This is a genomic window from Enterobacter sp. N18-03635 (assembly GCF_004006055.1).
GTDB lineage: Bacteria > Pseudomonadota > Gammaproteobacteria > Enterobacterales > Enterobacteriaceae > Enterobacter > Enterobacter vonholyi.
Genome location: NZ_CP034769.1, coordinates 2,414,193 through 2,430,328, shown reverse-complemented (window position 1 = coordinate 2,430,328; position 16,136 = coordinate 2,414,193). Strand labels below are relative to the sequence as shown.

The 16,136-nt window shown below is 47.5% G+C and carries 14 protein-coding genes; 8 read left to right on the top strand and 6 right to left on the bottom strand.

All coding sequences use genetic code 11. The features are described from left to right. Positions 1–2: 2 nt before the first annotated feature. Positions 3–1,271 carry a Y-family DNA polymerase gene (locus ELK40_RS12265; protein WP_127731112.1) on the top strand — a complete coding sequence of 423 codons (1,269 nt, stop codon included), beginning with the start codon at positions 3–5 and terminating at the stop codon, positions 1,269–1,271. A 33-nt stretch (positions 1,272–1,304) separates the two neighbouring features. Here the strand turns inward: ELK40_RS12265 and ELK40_RS12260 are convergent, their stop codons facing one another. The 3 genes from ELK40_RS12260 to ELK40_RS12250 all read right to left on the bottom strand — a co-directional run bounded on the left by ELK40_RS12260 (position 1,305) and on the right by ELK40_RS12250 (position 4,798). Continuing rightward, complete coding sequence (locus ELK40_RS12260; RefSeq protein ID WP_164850624.1) at positions 1,305–3,080, bottom strand: AAA family ATPase; 1,776 nt, start codon at positions 3,078–3,080, stop codon at positions 1,305–1,307. Positions 3,081–3,158: 78 nt separating this feature from the next. Beyond that, complete coding sequence (locus ELK40_RS12255) at positions 3,159–3,836, bottom strand: SOS response-associated peptidase (RefSeq protein WP_127731108.1); 678 nt, start codon at positions 3,834–3,836, stop codon at positions 3,159–3,161. Positions 3,837–4,387: 551 nt separating this feature from the next. Then, positions 4,388–4,798 carry an ASCH domain-containing protein gene (locus tag ELK40_RS12250; protein ID WP_127731106.1) on the bottom strand — a complete coding sequence of 137 codons (411 nt, stop codon included), beginning with the start codon at positions 4,796–4,798 and terminating at the stop codon, positions 4,388–4,390. A gap of 680 nt (positions 4,799–5,478) precedes the next feature. On the opposite strand from ELK40_RS12250, the gene ELK40_RS12245 reads away from it, so the two are divergent. The 7 genes from ELK40_RS12245 (at position 5,479) to ELK40_RS22865 (ending at position 10,526) form a co-directional block, all read left to right on the top strand. Next, positions 5,479–7,002, top strand: coding sequence for a cyclic diguanylate phosphodiesterase (locus tag ELK40_RS12245; RefSeq protein WP_127731104.1), 1,524 nt, complete (start codon positions 5,479–5,481; stop codon positions 7,000–7,002). Between the two features lie 476 nt (positions 7,003–7,478). Then, complete coding sequence (locus tag ELK40_RS12240) at positions 7,479–7,826, top strand: DUF1294 domain-containing protein (RefSeq protein WP_127731102.1); 348 nt, start codon at positions 7,479–7,481, stop codon at positions 7,824–7,826. Between the two features lie 100 nt (positions 7,827–7,926). Beyond that, positions 7,927–8,376: a hypothetical protein gene (locus ELK40_RS12235; RefSeq protein ID WP_127731100.1), complete on the top strand. Its 450-nt coding sequence runs from the start codon at positions 7,927–7,929 to the stop codon at positions 8,374–8,376. A gap of 258 nt (positions 8,377–8,634) precedes the next feature. Then, positions 8,635–9,666: a methyltransferase gene (locus ELK40_RS12230; protein ID WP_127731098.1), complete on the top strand. Its 1,032-nt coding sequence runs from the start codon at positions 8,635–8,637 to the stop codon at positions 9,664–9,666. A gap of 90 nt (positions 9,667–9,756) precedes the next feature. After that, positions 9,757–9,954 carry a hypothetical protein gene (locus tag ELK40_RS12225; protein WP_023312007.1) on the top strand — a complete coding sequence of 66 codons (198 nt, stop codon included), beginning with the start codon at positions 9,757–9,759 and terminating at the stop codon, positions 9,952–9,954. A 3-nt stretch (positions 9,955–9,957) separates the two neighbouring features. Then, positions 9,958–10,380: a GFA family protein gene (locus tag ELK40_RS12220; RefSeq protein WP_127731096.1), complete on the top strand. Its 423-nt coding sequence runs from the start codon at positions 9,958–9,960 to the stop codon at positions 10,378–10,380. A 68-nt stretch (positions 10,381–10,448) separates the two neighbouring features. Continuing rightward, positions 10,449–10,526: a hypothetical protein gene (locus tag ELK40_RS22865; protein WP_223239581.1), complete on the top strand. Its 78-nt coding sequence runs from the start codon at positions 10,449–10,451 to the stop codon at positions 10,524–10,526. A 62-nt stretch (positions 10,527–10,588) separates the two neighbouring features. Here the strand turns inward: ELK40_RS22865 and ELK40_RS22975 are convergent, their stop codons facing one another. The 3 genes from ELK40_RS22975 to nifJ all read right to left on the bottom strand — a co-directional run bounded on the left by ELK40_RS22975 (position 10,589) and on the right by nifJ (position 15,884). Next, positions 10,589–10,714, bottom strand: coding sequence for a hypothetical protein (locus tag ELK40_RS22975; RefSeq protein ID WP_258525023.1), 126 nt, complete (start codon positions 10,712–10,714; stop codon positions 10,589–10,591). A gap of 147 nt (positions 10,715–10,861) precedes the next feature. Continuing rightward, positions 10,862–11,971 carry a porin OmpC gene (ompC, locus tag ELK40_RS12215; protein ID WP_127731094.1) on the bottom strand — a complete coding sequence of 370 codons (1,110 nt, stop codon included), beginning with the start codon at positions 11,969–11,971 and terminating at the stop codon, positions 10,862–10,864. Positions 11,972–12,359: 388 nt separating this feature from the next. After that, the gene (gene nifJ, locus ELK40_RS12210; RefSeq protein ID WP_127731093.1) at positions 12,360–15,884 is read right to left on the bottom strand and encodes a pyruvate:ferredoxin (flavodoxin) oxidoreductase; all 3,525 of its coding nucleotides are present in this window, start codon (positions 15,882–15,884) and stop codon (positions 12,360–12,362) included. Between the last annotated feature and the right edge of the window lie 252 nt (positions 15,885–16,136).

Below are 16,136 nucleotides of genomic sequence, written 5' to 3'. Positions count from 1 at the left end.
GTATGTTTGCGCTCTGTGACGTGAATTCGTTCTACGCATCATGCGAGACGGTGTTTCGTCCCGATTTGAAAGGGCGGCCAGTGGTTGTTCTTTCGAACAATGACGGCTGCGTAATCGCGCGCAGCGCCGAGGCCAAGGCGGCTGGAATCACCATGGGGGAGCCATTTTTCAAGCAAAAGGAGCTTTTCCGGCGCGCTGGCGTTGTTTGCTTCAGCAGCAATTACGAGCTTTACGCTGATATGTCGAACCGGGTAATGACGACGCTGGAGGAAATGAGCCCCCGCGTCGAAATTTACAGTATCGATGAAGCTTTTTGCGATTTGACTGGCGTTCGCAACTGCCGGGACCTGACGGAATTTGGCAAAGAGATCCGCGCTACGGTTCTGAAGCGTACGCACCTGACTGTCGGGGTTGGCATCGCGCAGACAAAGACACTGGCCAAGCTCGCAAACCACGCCGCCAAGAAATGGCAGAGGCAGACGGGCGGAGTGGTTGATTTGTCCAATATCGATCGCCAGCGTCGGTTGTTGTCTATTGTGCCGGTTGAGGACGTATGGGGCGTTGGCCGCCGCATCAGTAAGAAGCTTAACGCCATGGGTATTAAAACGGCTCTGGACTTATCAGAACAAAGTACCTGGATTATTCGTAAACACTTTAACGTGGTACTCGAGCGAACGGTCCGGGAGCTGCGTGGCGAACCATGCCTCGCTCTGGAAGAGTTTGCACCAGCAAAGCAGGAAATTGTCTGTAGCAGGTCGTTCGGTGAACGCGTCACAGAATATGAGCAGATGCGCCAGGCTATTTGCAGCTATGCGGCGCGTGGCGCTGAAAAACTACGTGGCGAGCACCAGTATTGCCGTTTTATATCGGCTTTCGTTAAGACCTCTCCCTTTGCGCTTAATGAGTCGTATTATGGTAATAGTGCGTCTATGAAACTTCTCACCCCCACTCAGGATTCCCGCGACATCATTAACGCTGCGGTAAAGTGCCTGGACAAAATCTGGAAGGATGGTCACCGGTATCAGAAAGCCGGAATAATGTTGGGTGACTTCTTCAGCCAGGGGGTGGCCCAGCTCAACCTGTTCGATGAGAACGCGCCGCGGGCCGGAAGCGAAAAGTTGATGGAGGTGCTTGATCACCTGAACGCTAAAGATGGAAAAGGCACGCTCTACTTTGCCGGGCAGGGCATACAGCAGCAGTGGCAGATGAAGCGGGAAATGCTTTCCCCGCGGTATACCACAAGATATAAAGACTTGTTAATAGTAAGTTAAATGATGCGCGAACTTTAAGCGGCTTAAGAAATGTTATAATTCATCATTATTAAGTTTTTTAATGCTTAACCTAACAACAATGTCATTGATTGTATTACCAAGCTCTTTGATGGCCCCATATTTGAAAGTTGCCTTAGGAAATGCTAAATATAAATTCATTTTATTTTTTATGTCAATTAAATGTGTTTTTTCACCGCTTAAATAATCTTGAATGTTGCTAAAATTATACAAATCAACTAAGTAAGCGTTAAATGAAAGAATATCGTTAGGGGTCCAGTTCCGTAAAATACAAGTTGTTAAAAAATCAGCACCTAATAGCTCAATTGATTGGTAAAGACCCTGTGGCTTTAATTTTTTTAGTAGTGTGATATCAAACTTGCTCCATCCTTCTTGTATTAATAAGGTATGGATTTTGTTAATTATTACGTTATGTCTATACTTCACAAATCTTGAATAAATTTGACGTAGTGGTTGTTCTGAAGGTTCAGAACCAGGATTAACATCCTCGATATATGAAACGCCTTGGGTTTCAATATAATAACATTTTATTTCTTCTATGGAGAACTCATCGGATTTGGCTACGATATAATCGGGTGTGAATTGCTTGTAGGAAAGAACATAGCTTCCTTGACTTAATCTTTTATAAGTGGTTAAAACTTGAAGCCAGTGATTTAAATCAGTGTGAACTTTTCGGGATACTATAGCGTATATATATTCATTAAAATCTTTCTCATTTGTATTATATTGCTGAGGGTAATTACTTTCGATAATTTGTCGAGCGGTCAGCATTGTGTGTTGTGAGAAAACATGCTCAAAAAAATCTAATGGTGATATGTATCCAAGATAATATTGTTTTGCGATATTAGGAATTCTGTACGAATTCAAACCATTCCAAAGTTCTTTTATTAAATGAGGTGTATCTGTCGATATGTTTGCACTTCTAAAATACGATGAATTCTCAATATCTTCTAATGTTACCTCATGGCTATAGTGAAGAATGAAAAAACTAAAAATTGAGTTTAGTAGCTCTGTTGATGGAAGTTTCCAATTCAGATTAGGATGCGCGGCACTATATTCATATAAAGGCAGCATTTTGTCGATGATGCGTTGTATTAATCTAATGTTGATTACAGAGTGTCGCTTTAATAAATCAGAAAAATCATGTCTATCCTGTTCTGGAATTCTTGATAAGTTATCTTCTATTACATTAATTGAGAGAATATCATGAATGGTAGGGATATATAAGATATTATCTGATATTATTTTCTCTTTGTTTGCTATTTCAATTTGAGATTCTTTGTTGGTATTTGTGATGATTATAAAATCAATGGCATGGCTGTCACTGGAAGTGTAGAGTGAATGGCAGTAGTTTAATATTTCCGATCTGGTGTTGGAATCGTTGATGCGCTCGATATCATCAAGCACAAACAATCCATCTAAAGTAGATAATATATTCTCTCTTATGCTTGAGCCTATTGCATTGAATATTCCATTGATTACATTGGCACTGGCAGGTGTCCCTGATGCAACGCTTAAAATGCCAGAGATTGATTCCAGTGTCGTTTTTAAATCTTTAGAATTCCTAAGGTGGTACGATTCAATGAGTTTTGATTTAAATTCCTCAAGAGATTTTACGCCCATTAGCGAAATGTAGAAGAGGGTTTTTGTGTCATAAAGGTTTTTGAAGTAATTCTTAAAAAAATACGTTTTTCCTGAACCCCACCTCCCATCAAAAAGAATTAATCCATCCCTTTTTTTTTGCAAAAGATTAATGAGTCTTGCAGCGTAGGTATACTGTGATTTTTCCATTATTCCATCCATGTTTTGGCTGAAAGATAAACTTAAACCTTATCATAATATCAGAAATAACCTCATTAAGTAAGTTACTCACAAGTGATGAAAGTTTAATATCATATCCGGCCCCTGGTTCTTCACATTACCCACTGCTCGCGTAACAGCGTGCCAGGTAAACTTCTCTGATGGCTCAGCGCCGTAGGCGACAATCTCTTCAGCTTCTTTCCCGCCTATATTCTGTCGCATCCATTCGCGCGCCGCTTCTGGTGACAGAACAAGTGGCCGACGGTCGTGAATATCAACCAGGCCTTTATCAGCTGCAGACGTCACTATCAGAAAACCTTCTGCTTCATCGCCGCGTTCGAACGGTGTGCTGCCGATCGCTGCCATGAATATCGGCTGCCCGTCGGCCCGATGAATGAAGTAAGGCTGTTTCTTGTCTCCTTCCTTTTTCCATTCGAACCAGCCATCAGCAAAGCAGATTGCCCGGCCATGTTGCCACAGAGATTTAAACATTCGACTTGCGGCCGCGGTTTCGACGCGAGCGTTAATCAATGGCGGTTTATCCCACCACCCGGGCGCATAACCCCAGCAAACAGGATCAAGGTGCAGTTGGTCGTCACGTTCGCTCAGCAACAGAACTTTGGTACCTGGCGCCACGTTGTAACGTCCAATAGGCTCAGGGTCGTATGCGATGTCGCGATCGGCTTCATCGGCCAGGTAAGCCAGATATTCTTCACGCGTTTGAGCTTGTGCAAAACGTCCACACATAGAAACCTCGAAACAGATGTCACATCTAAAGTATAGGGCAGGGAGAAGAAGGGAGGCGCACTGGCTAAAGTTAGGGGCAAATTTAGGGGCAAAAATGCGAAATAGGGGCAAAAAAAGGGCACAAAAAATGTAGTTCTGGGTAGCTTTAGGGAGAAGTTATTATGCTATAACTAATTGAATAAAATGATAAAATAAATGATATCAATGAGTTGGCAAAATCAGCGTAGCTTATTGAGGTTGTATTGCTCTTTTTTGTTAATCTCTTGATTCTCTTGCATTGAGTACTACCTTCGGAGCCAGCAGGGGCAAACATTGTATGCCGCGTATGGTACGGATTCCGGCGACGAATACCAGCACGTTTTACAGCTCATTAAATCCGGAGCCGATACGCGAAAAGCGTAGCAGGCTTTCTGTGTGCCCCTGTGCATCCTGGGCATAAAAACAAATCGCAGGTTTTGATGCTCCCATGAGGACCAGCGCGAGGAGAACTTACGTTGTCTTTTACCGGAACGAATTCAGCGAAGGTACTATCCTGGCCACTTAATCTCCGCTTACAGCACATCAACCAATTCAAATTCTTCTGCGATCAGTTCCATATCTTCAGAAAAATGGCCTTCGCAGACGAAAAATCGCTGATGCTCTTTCTGCCAGTATTCAAGGCTTAAATCACCTTCACCCTCTTTGCGAGCGAATTCTTCAGTAACATCGCAAAAACGCACCAGCCGCTGTGAAACCAGCCTGATCACACAGACCGGGACGTTTTGTCCATCAAGGATTATGTTGTAGCTACCCACCCGCGGTGCAGACACATCCTGCGAGTACGAGGCAAAAGATCCGCAGGTGGCCGTTTTGATTCCTTTTTTAATCAGGTCTGCAAGCTTGCTCGCCAGTTCCGGGCTGTCACCCATTTGCCAGGCCGCTGCGCCTGGGTACTTCGTTTTTAATTCCTCAACCTTAACCATTCAAACTCCTTCTTAACACTTGACCAAAAGAAACGAAGTAGCGTTTTTAGCATAAACCCCCTCGATATTAGAAGCGTAGTCGGCTTTCCTTCCACCTTTTTGCTCTGGTGGGTACGAAAACAAAGCGTTGCGTGTATTACCCGAGTAAATATAACCTTATGGGGTTATCTGTGTGGTGAATCTGCTGTCTGCAGCCACGCGCGTGGCTTTGTATATGAGTAACGAGTCACCGGGATGCAACCAGCACCACGCTTTTCTAAAAACTTTATCCCATTGGAAGGGTTTAACGTGTTCAAGCTTAATTCATACCTACTGGCGGTTTTGCTGATATCAGGCTGTAGCTCCGAACTGGTTCTCAATCCACCTAAGCAACCCGAATACAAGTCAATGCCAGAAATAACGCAGTCTGTGACGCCAACGCAACAGCGTGCAATCATGGCTGGCGAGCGACCTGACTGGTCAGAAAGAACCCCGATCAATACAATAAAGCGGTACTAATAAACACTTATCCACCAGGGCTGCCGTTCGGTGGCCTTTTGTTTACCCTCCATCTGGCTTGCGAGAAAATTTCTGACGCCTGATATGGTATTTATTTCTTTATCAACCATGCTTAAGACGAAGATAATTCAATCACTTCAGGATCGCTGAAGCGGCAACTTTACTCAAATCGAGAACCCTAAATGCGCCATGCATCTATTCCCTTAGCTGCAGCCACGACAATGTTTTTGCTCGGCGTTTTTATCATCAATTTACAGGTTTGGTATTCTGCACGTGCTGACAGCCTGGCAGAGGCGCGCTACGTCGTACGGAACATGAACGTTATTCTTAAAGAAGCCCGTCATGCGACTCAGATGGCAATGCAACTTGCCGAGAATGAGTGTGATGCAGAAGGGCAATATCGGCTGGGTACCGAGGCAGCATTACAGCCTCACCTGAGAACGATCATTATTCTGAAAAATAACGCGGTCTGGTGCTCCTCATTACCGGGAAACCGCGTATTGTTGGTCAATAGCTCAGTGCTGCCTGAGTCATCATTGCTCCTGGTTCCTTCGGGGAGTACCGTCAACGGTCTTCCGGTTCTCTTATACCAGACAACCCACGCCGGAAGCCGAATCATCGTTAGTATCAGTGATAGCCATATCCGGGATGCGCTGGATATGCCATTAAACGGCGTTGAATATTCTCTAAGAGTAGGCAATACCCTTTTAGGCCTGACAGGCGATGTGACTACGGTAGACCATACGAAGAAAGAGGTATTAACGGTCAAGGCCTCAGCTTTTCCTTTCTCGGTACAATTTAATTCTCCACCTCTTTTTAGTCTTAAGAGATTACTCAATCGAGCCGGAGGCGTAGTGTTATTTCTGCTGATAATATCGTCTCTTTCTGCTTATATTCTTCAGCGATATCTTTCTAAGGATGTTTCACCGGAAGAGTCACTGCGTACCGCCATATACAGAAATGAAATTATTCCGTATTACCAGCCCGTTGTCAGCGGCAAAGAGGGGGGGCTACGAGGTGTGGAAGTGCTGGCCAGATGGAAGCATCCACAGTCAGGGTTTATTTCTCCGGCTTCATTTATTCCTCTCGCGGAGAAATCAGGCTTAATCATTCCCTTAACTCAGAGCTTAATGCGTCAGGTTGCATCGCATATGAATTCGATCTCTACGTTGCTGCCAGAAGGGTTCCACGTCGGTATTAACTTCAGCGCGTCCCATATCGTTGCGTCCACCTTCGTTGAAGAGTGTCTCCATTACAAGCAAAGCTTTACTCGACAGGATCTTAACCTGGTCATTGAGGTGACCGAGCGTGAACCTCTCGATATCGATGACCATCTCGTTAAGACCCTCAATGCGCTACATGAGATTGGATTTGCCATTGCTCTTGATGATTTTGGTACGGGGTATTCTGGTCTGTCCTACCTGCAGGATCTGCATATCGATTACATTAAAATCGACCAAAGCTTTGTTGCCAGGGTTAATGCCAGTGAGGACTCAACCGTTATACTGGATTCGGTACTGGAACTGGCAAAAAAATTATCAATCAGTATTGTGGCGGAAGGTGTTGAAACACAAGAGCAACTTGATTATCTCACCCATAACCACATCAAGTTCTTACAAGGTTTCTTCTTCTACAAACCCACGCCGTTTAAGGAACTGGTAAAAGTCCTTCTGTCGAAACCAAAAGTGAAGATAATGGTGGAATGAGGTTTATCACATCGGAAAAATGGGGGGACATCACCCCCCTAAAGGAATGCAGATATTATTTTTTTAACTACGGTGATATTTTGTTATTCATTGACCATCTGGTCAAATTAATTGTGTTCAACTGTAATGCTAAACGCTGGGCATGACACGACGCGGCTAAAAATTATCTGCTTGTTTTATAAATTGATCTTCATCAATATTTCTTACCAGTCTTTTTAAACAGCCACTGCATTCGTTTTTATTTTGTTAAAGGGATGCACGCACAATGTGTTTTTGCAGTGAGCCGTTTCAGAATATTTTTTTAAGAAAAATATGTAAACTGCACGATTATAATGAAAGGATGCTTGACTGATTAATACAGTTTAAATGTTAATCAGTCAAGCGCCAGGCATTCACCCTGTTTTAAAGAAGTAAACTTTACCTGTTTTGGGTATCATATGCCGTCGAAAACCGTTTAACAGCCTGTGACCAGAACAATGACTCTCAATCGCTTTTGCTATGTACTGCTGATTTTCGCTGCTATTGCTAGCCTGTTGACTCCGAATCCGTTGGTAATCTGGTTTCTGCTGATCAATCTGCTGACAATAGTCATGTATGGCGCCGATAAAATGGCGGCGCGGAAAGGGATGCGCAGGGTGCCGGAAGCTACTTTGCTGGTATTTGGCGTAACAGGTGGCTGGCCTGGCGCCATTGTGGGGCAACAGCTCTTTCGCCATAAAACCCAAAAGCAGCCTTTCAAAACGTACTTTTTCATCAGCGTCGTGGTCAGCATCGCCATGATGGCGGTGGTTTACCATTTATCTTCTTATTCTTCTTTGTATTAATCCCTCCGTTACTGCCAATAGTAGTAGGGCTTTTCTTAAGGGGTTGCTGTTTTTTGCACAATCTGAATAATACGTGCAACAAAACGGACGACAACATCCCATGAAAATAGAATCTCTTATACTGGCAGTGCTGGTGGTCTTTTCTGCGCCTTCCTGGTCTGCTTTTCAGGAGCGGGAATATAATACCTGGTATATGAAAAATGCCGTCCTTTATGATATGACACAGACCTCGGAAGGTTTCCCTGTCATGGTGAGTGTTTCTCAGCCAGGGAGGAAATCCGCTAACTTGCTGGTGTCATTTATTACTGAAGGCCGTTGTGGTGAAAACAACCAGTCGCTAAATGTTAATGGTAAGGAGCTGCCCGCAAAATATTATTGTGTTGAGGTAGGGCAAAATAGAATTGAACATTTTTCTGTGGTTGATGCGGACAGCGTCAATGGAATGGTGACGCATTTAAAAGCAGATTTCACTATTCTGTTGCAAAACAATATCAAAGTTTGGGCTGCAAATATCAAAACGCCAAAGTATGGGCTGACGCCGAGATTCTAAACAGAGAATGCCTGTGTTTTCACAGGATTTTTTGGATGTAAGACAATCATTTATAAAGTAATAGTTTCTGCGCATTACTAATCAAAATGAAGGGTAAGTGGCCCTGTTTTTTTACGTGTTTAAATGTACTGTATGCAAACCAATACGAAGCAGCATAAGTAAACCTTTCTGAAATTATGGATAAAGCTCACTGCCAGACTTACGCTTGTTAGCAACTTTTTAGTTGTTCAACACATCTTTATTGGTAAGGAGCAGAAAATGTCACAACGTAATAGTCTGGATTTACTAAGCCGTAAAGAAGGAATGTGTTTATTAGAGCAAAGCATGGGTTTTGTCTGGCAGGCAGCACTTCGGGCTGTCGCGGTATTAGGGGTCGCAGATCGTCTGGTTGAAGGAAAAAAATCCGTTAAGCAACTGGCGAAGGAGTTGAATGTCCACGCTGACTATCTTCATCGAATCATGCGTTTATTGTCCTCACGTGGGGTTTTCAACGAATTATCTGACGCCGAATACAGCCTTAGCCAATCAGCACAATTGCTCTGTTCTGAGCATGAATTTTCCTTGCGTGCAGCTGTGCTCATGCTGACAGACCAGACATTCTGGCAGCCAGCGGCAAAAATGGATGAGATATTGCAAGGCAAACCTGTCTTTAATCAATTGTTTGGCAAGCCTTTTTACGAATACTGGCAGCATGACGATAGTGGGGCTGACAGCAACATTTTTCATGCCGGTATGGCCTCTATGTCATCCGTGGAGAATGAAGTCATCGCAGATAGCTATTCGTTCCCTCAAAGCGCTGTCGTTGCCGATATCGCCGGTGGGCTGGGTAATTTATTGCTAGCCGTTTTACGTCGAAACCCGACCCTGACGGGGATCCTTTTTGATCAAACAGACGTGCTTGAGCGGAATCGACTGTATCTGTTGAATGATCATCGCCGATGGGAGACCGTAGAGGGCAGTTTTTTTGAAGCCTGTCCTGTAGCAGACATTTATCTACTTAAATACATTTTAATGGACTGGCCTGATGAAAAGGCCATTCAGATACTTCAATGCTGCAGAAATGCTATGAAAGAAAACTCCAGGCTATTAATTTTTGAGCCACTTATTAAAAAAGAAAATAATGAACAGGGACGATTTGAAATTGATCTTCTTTTGTTAACAAGCTTTGATGGAGGACGTGCAAGAACAGAGTCTGAGTATCAGACCTTGTTTGAAAAGACTCGTCTGAAGCTAAACAAAATAATAGACACCCGTTCGTATCTGTCGATTTTAGAAGTCGTACCTGTTTGAACTGTTTAAATATTATTCACAGATCATGTGTCTGGCATTCCGTTTTACCATATTCCTGCTACCCTTGTTTGTTGTACCAGGAGCATGAATATGAAAAACAAAGATGAACAAACCGGATTAGTGGGGCTGGCGATTGGGGCCGCCGTTATTGGGCTGGTTTCAGCGCAAAAACCGATCCATCGCAACAGTATAGTGGATGAACTGGTCAGACTCGGCAGGCAAAAAGGCGATGGTGTAGAAGACGAGGTTTTCGTTAAAGCGGCCGAGCTCGTGAGAAAAGGGGTATAGCCCATGGCTGAAAGACGAAATGCGAAGTGCCACTGTGGCGCGGTGGCATTCACCGTTGAACTTACTGATGGCCTCAACACCGCGCGGCGCTGCAGCTGTTCCTTTTGTCGAATGCGAGGCGCTGTCGTCGTTTCTGCGCCGCTGTCGGGGATTACGGTGACCAAAGGTGAGGATAAGCTCACCGAGTACCGCTTTAACACGGGAACGGCACGGCATTTCTTCTGCTCGGTGTGCGGGATTTACACGTTCCATCAGCGGCGTTCTAACCCAAACGAATATGGCGTGAATGTCGCCTGTTTTGAAAACGTTTCACCATTTGATTTTCCTGAGGTGAAGGTGATGGACGGGGTTAACCATCCCATGGATGGAGAAAGTGGCGTATTTGGCTATCTCACTTTTCGCAAGAAAGGTGAACAGCAGGCATGATTGCCGCCTGGCCACTCTTTAATCAGCCTGGCTATAGTGGAGAATGGTTATCTGATACAGGAGAAACTATGCTTTGTGTTGAAAAAGACGATCCGCGTGAGGCCCCTGAATCAGGCGATAAAAAGCCTCAACCTGTGAAAAAATAACGCGACCTATGCGTATATCCGCCACCGGCACAGCTGGTGGCTTTTTGTTTCCAGGGAAACGGTCAACTGCCATCCAGATGGTTTAACAGCGCGCCGAGATGCCCGACAATATCACCAAAATCAAAAATTAACGCCATCCACACCAATGCTAAAAGGGTAAGGACGGCAAGAGATACACGACCAAACAACGCTGTTATCCTTAATGACAAAAGGGCTATCTCCGTAGTCTAACCAGCTTTCTTTCAACTTTCCCTCAACCAATCCCTTTCTGAAACTATCTTTTGTGACGAACTTCAAATACAAGCGAGCCCGCACCATGGTGCGGGCTCTGACAATCAGAACTGGTAAACCAGACCTAACGCTACGACGTCATCCGTGCCGATGCCGTTGTTTTTGTAGAAGCTGTCATCTTCATCCAACAGGTTAATTTTGTAATCAACGTAGGTGGACATGTTTTTATTGAAGTAATAGGTCGCGCCTACGTCAGCGTATTTAACCAGATCCCGATCGCCCTGACCGTTGCCCAGGTCCTTCCCTTTCGACTGCAGGTAGGAAAGGGACGGACGCAGGCCAAAGTCGAACTGGTACTGGGCGGTCACTTCAAAGTTCTGGGTTTTATTCGCAACGGAATCGGTTTTATCACCATACGGGGTCATATTGCGGGTTTCAGAGTACATTGCCGCCAGATAGATGTTATTGGCGTCATATTTCAGACCCGCAGTCCACGCATCCGCTTTGTCACCGCCCGCTGTGGTATTCATGACCTGTTCGTTGGTGCGGTCTGAAGAGGTGTACGCCGCACCTGCAGTAATGCCCATGCCGAAGTCATAGGTGGTAGAGATACCGAAGCCGTCGCCGTTCTCGTGACGCGTGTCGCGACCGTTGTTGGTGCCTTCCTGGTTGTTGCTGGCGTCTTCATTCTTGCCCTGATACTGCAGCGCAAAGTTCAGGCCCTGCACCAGACCATAGAAGTCGGTGTTACGGTAGGTTGCCACACCGTTGGCGCGGCTGGTCATAAAGTTGTCGGCTTTAGAGTAGGAGTCTCCGCCGAACTCAGGCAGCATATCGGTCCAGCCTTCCACGTCGTACAGCACGCCGTAGTTACGACCGTAATCGAAGGAGCCGTAGTCACCCACCTTTACACCAGCGAAGGCAAGACGCGTCCAGGACTGATTATCAGACCCTTCCGTATTATTAGCCTGAATGTTGTATTCCCACTGCGCGTAGCCGGTCATCATATCGTTGATCTGCGTTTCACCCTTGAAGCCCAGACGCAGGTAGGTTTGATCGCCGTCAGCACCTTTATCGTCGGAGAAATAGTGCAGACCATCTACTTTTCCATACAGATCTAATTTGTTACCGTCTTTATTATAAATCTCTGCTGCATGAGTTGCGCCAGCCATTAACAGAGCCGGAATCATCAGGGCCAGTACTTTTCTTTGCATTGTGATATTCCTTTGCAGTTGTTTTTATTTAATTACCTGTTGAACTTTCAGAATGAGAAAGTTGTCTCATGCTAAATCACCCCTGTGGGGGAGTAATAAAATATAATTGTTACGAAATAAGTTAAATCTAAACTGAATAAATCAGCGGAAATGATCATTGGTCGGATGAATGATTTAAAATTGAGTATATTAAATAGCAATTATTAATTGGTTATTAATTACTGTTTTCTTGATGGTGTTATATGCTTTTAAGATGATTGAATCATAATTAACACGAATGCTATTAAGCAAACAAAATAGATATTCATTGATTATCTGGATTCGCCCGGTGTGAATGCGCCGGGCTTTTTTATGGCAAAAATATGCCCGGACAAGCCGGGCAGAGGTACTAGTCGCTGGTCGGTTTTTCGGCTTTACCCGCCATTTGCGCCAGGAAGTCATAACGTTTTTGCAGATCGGCCGCGGCGTCTTTCCAGAGCTGTTCGGCCACTTCCGGCTGCTGCGCGTTAAGGCGACGGAAGCGCTGTTCCTGCATTAAGGTCTCGGCCAGGGCATCTGACGGCGGACGCGAATCCAGCGCCAGCGGTAATTTACCCTCATCAGCACGACGCGGGTCGAACCGGTACAGCGGCCAGAAGCCCGTCGCGGTCAGCTGGCGCATCTGGTCGTGGCTAAGCGCCAGATCGTAGCCATGCTCTTCGCAAGGGCTGTATGCAACGATCAGCGATGGGCCAGGATACGCCTCCGCCTCCTGAATTGCTTTCACCGTCTGGTTAAGCTGGGCACCCAGCGAAATTTGCGCGACGTAAACGTGACCGTACATCATCATGCTTACACCGAGATCTTTGCGCGCCTTGCGTTTACCGTGTTCGCCGAATTTCGTCACGGCGCCTAACGGCGTCGCTTTCGATGCCTGGCCGCCGGTGTTGGAATAACACTGCGTATCCAGAACCAGGATATTGACGTTTTCGGTCAGGCTCAGCACGTGATCCAGCCCGCCAAAGCCGATGTCGTAAGCCCAGCCGTCACCGCCAATCAGCCAGATCGATTTTTCGACCAGCGCGTCCGCGTCGATCAGCAGCTGCTCAGCTCCCGCCACGCCCTGAAGCGCCTGACGCAGCTCGGCAACCTGCTCACGACGTTCTTCTGGCGTTGCATCCGCATGAAGCACGTCATTGAGCCCGGCAGGGAGCTGCCCGGCAAACTGCTCCAGCAGGCGCATCACGCGTGCACGGTGCTGGTCAACGGTCAGGCGGAAGCCCAGACCAAATTCGGCGTTGTCTTCGAATAGAGAGTTTGCCCACGCCGGACCGCGACCGTTGGCGTCAGTGGTGTACGGCGTGGAGGGCAGGTTACCGCCATAAATAGAAGAACAGCCGGTTGCGTTGGCAATCAACATCCGGTCACCGTACAGCTGGGTAAGCAGCTTGATATACGGCGTTTCACCGCAGCCTGAGCAGGCACCGGAGTATTCAAACAGCGGCGTAATCAGCTGTGAGGTTCGAATATCAATGCGTTCCAGTTTGCTGCGGTCGATTTCCGGCAGGTTCAGGAAGAAGTCATAATTGACCTTCTCCTCTTCAACATGCTCCAGACGCGACATCATATTGATGGCTTTGATCTCCGGATTCTGCCTGTCTTTCGCCGGACAGACCTCGACGCACAGGTTACAGCCGGTGCAATCTTCCGGCGCGACCTGCAGAACGTATTTCTGCCCGCGCATATCGCGGGATTTCACATCCAGTGAATGCAGGCTCGCAGGCGCAGATTCCATCTCTTCCGGTGAAACCACTTTGGCACGAATGGCTGAGTGCGGGCAGGCCGCTACGCAGTGGTTGCACTGGGTACACAGTTCTTCTTTCCAGATAGGGATCGCTTCGGCGATGTTACGTTTTTCCCAGCGCGTGGTGCCCATCGGCCAGGTGCCATCCGGCGGCAGCGCAGAGACGGGCAGGGCATCACCCAGACCGGCCAGCATCGCCGCCGTCACGGTCTTAACGAAATCAGGCGCCGCATCGGACACCACCGGAGGGCGGTTCGGGCTTGCGGCATTGACCGGCTGCAGCGGTACCTCATACAGCGACTCGCGCGCCAGCGCTAGCGCCTGCCAGTTACGCTCGACTAATTCCTGTCCTTTGCTGCTGTAGCTTTTGGCAATCGCGCCCTGCAGTTCCGCCAGCGCGCTGTCGCCCGGCAGGATATTGGTCAGATGGAAGAAGGCCATCTGCATAACGGTATTGATGCGCGCGGCCAGGCCACATTCGCGGGCAATTTTCGCCGCATTCACCACAAATAAACGGGCTTTTTTCTGGTTCAGCACCGCCTGCACTTCCTGCGGCAGGCGAGACCAGACTTCATCCGCGCTGTATGGCGTATTCAGGAGGAAAATACCGCCAGGCTTCAGGCGCTCGGCCATCTGGTATTTATCGATAAACTGCAGCTGGTGACAGCCAACAAAATCAGCCTGAGAAATAAGATACGCAGAGCGGATGGGCTGTTCGCTCACCCGCAGGTGGGAAACGGTCAAGCCGCCTGCCTTTTTGGAGTCGTAAACGAAGTACCCCTGGGCATACCACGGCGTGGAGTTACCGATGATTTTGATGTTGTTTTTGGTCGCGGAGACGCTGCCGTCGCTGCCCAGACCATAGAACAGCGCCTCAAGTTTGGCGGTCGAGGGCAGGGAGTTTTCCGGCAGCGACAGGGACAGATTCGTCACATCATCATAAATACCGACGGTAAAGCGCGGCTTGGGCTTCGCTTCGCTGAGCTCGTTGAATACCGCCAGCACGCAGTCCGGCCCAAATTCCTTGGACGATAACCCATAGCGACCTCCGATCACGCGCGGCAGCGTTTCACGTTCGCCCTGATTAAAAGCTTCTGCCAGGGCCGTCATCACATCCAGATACAGCGGTTCCGCCTGCGCGCCCGGCTCTTTAGTGCGATCGAGCACCGCAACGGTACGCGCGCTTTCCGGCAGCGCAGAGAGCAGATGTTTCGCCGAGAACGGCCGATAGAGACGCACTTTCAGCACGCCAACTTTTTCGCCGCGCGTCAGCAGTTCATCAACAACTTCCTCGCAGGTGCCAATGGCCGACCCCATCAGCACAATGACCCGTTCCGCCTGCGGATGGCCGTAGTACTCAAAGGGTTTATATTCCCGACCGGTCGCGGCGGCAAAGTCATTCATCGCCTGTTCAACATGGTCGTAAACCGCGTTGTACCAAGGGTTCGTGGCCTCGCGGGACTGGAAATAGGTATCCGGGTTCGCCGACGTGCCGCGAATCACCGGGTGTTCCGGATTTAGGGCCCGGGCACGGTGCGCGTCGATATCCGCCTGCGGGAGGAGATTCAGGATTGTCTCGTCAGCCAGCGGGACGATTTTGTTAATTTCGTGAGAGGTGCGGAAACCATCAAAGAAATGAATAAACGGCACCCGGCTTTTGAGCGTGGCGATATGCGAAATTAAGGCAAAGTCCTGGGCTTCCTGAACGCTGCTGGCGCACAGCATCGCGCAGCCGGTCTGGCGTACGGCCATCACGTCTGAGTGATCGCCAAAGATAGAGAGCGCGTGGGTGGCAACGGTCCGTGCAGCAACGTGCAGAACGAAGGGGGTCAGTTGCCCGGCGAGTTTGTACAGCGTCGGGATCATTAACAACAATCCCTGAGAAGATGTGAACGACGTGGAAAGCGCGCCGGTCTGAAGCGCGCCGTGCACCGTGGCAATCGCACCGGCTTCAGACTGCATCTCAACCACTCTCGGGACATCGCCCCAGACGTTTTTTAACCCGTTACCCGCCCAGGCATCCGCCTGCTCGGCCATGGTAGAACTTGGCGTAATCGGGTAGATGGCGATAACTTCACTGGTGCGAAACGCGACTGAGGCAACTGCACCATTACCGTCAATAGTTTGCATAGGACAACACCCTTACATTGCGCAAAAAATAGGGGTCTGTATTACGGCAACAAACCCTGAATATTATCTGTGTATTCTAGCAAACGGGTGATTTTACGATTTTCGCTTTTGTGTCCTTGGTATTCTCGCCATCAATGAGTAGATCAAACTTTTGGCGAAAAAATTGCGAAAAATTGTTTCCGGAGCGCATAAATACGCACTTTCGCTCTCGACGACACGGGCTGTGATGCCTATTATGCATAGGTTTCGCAT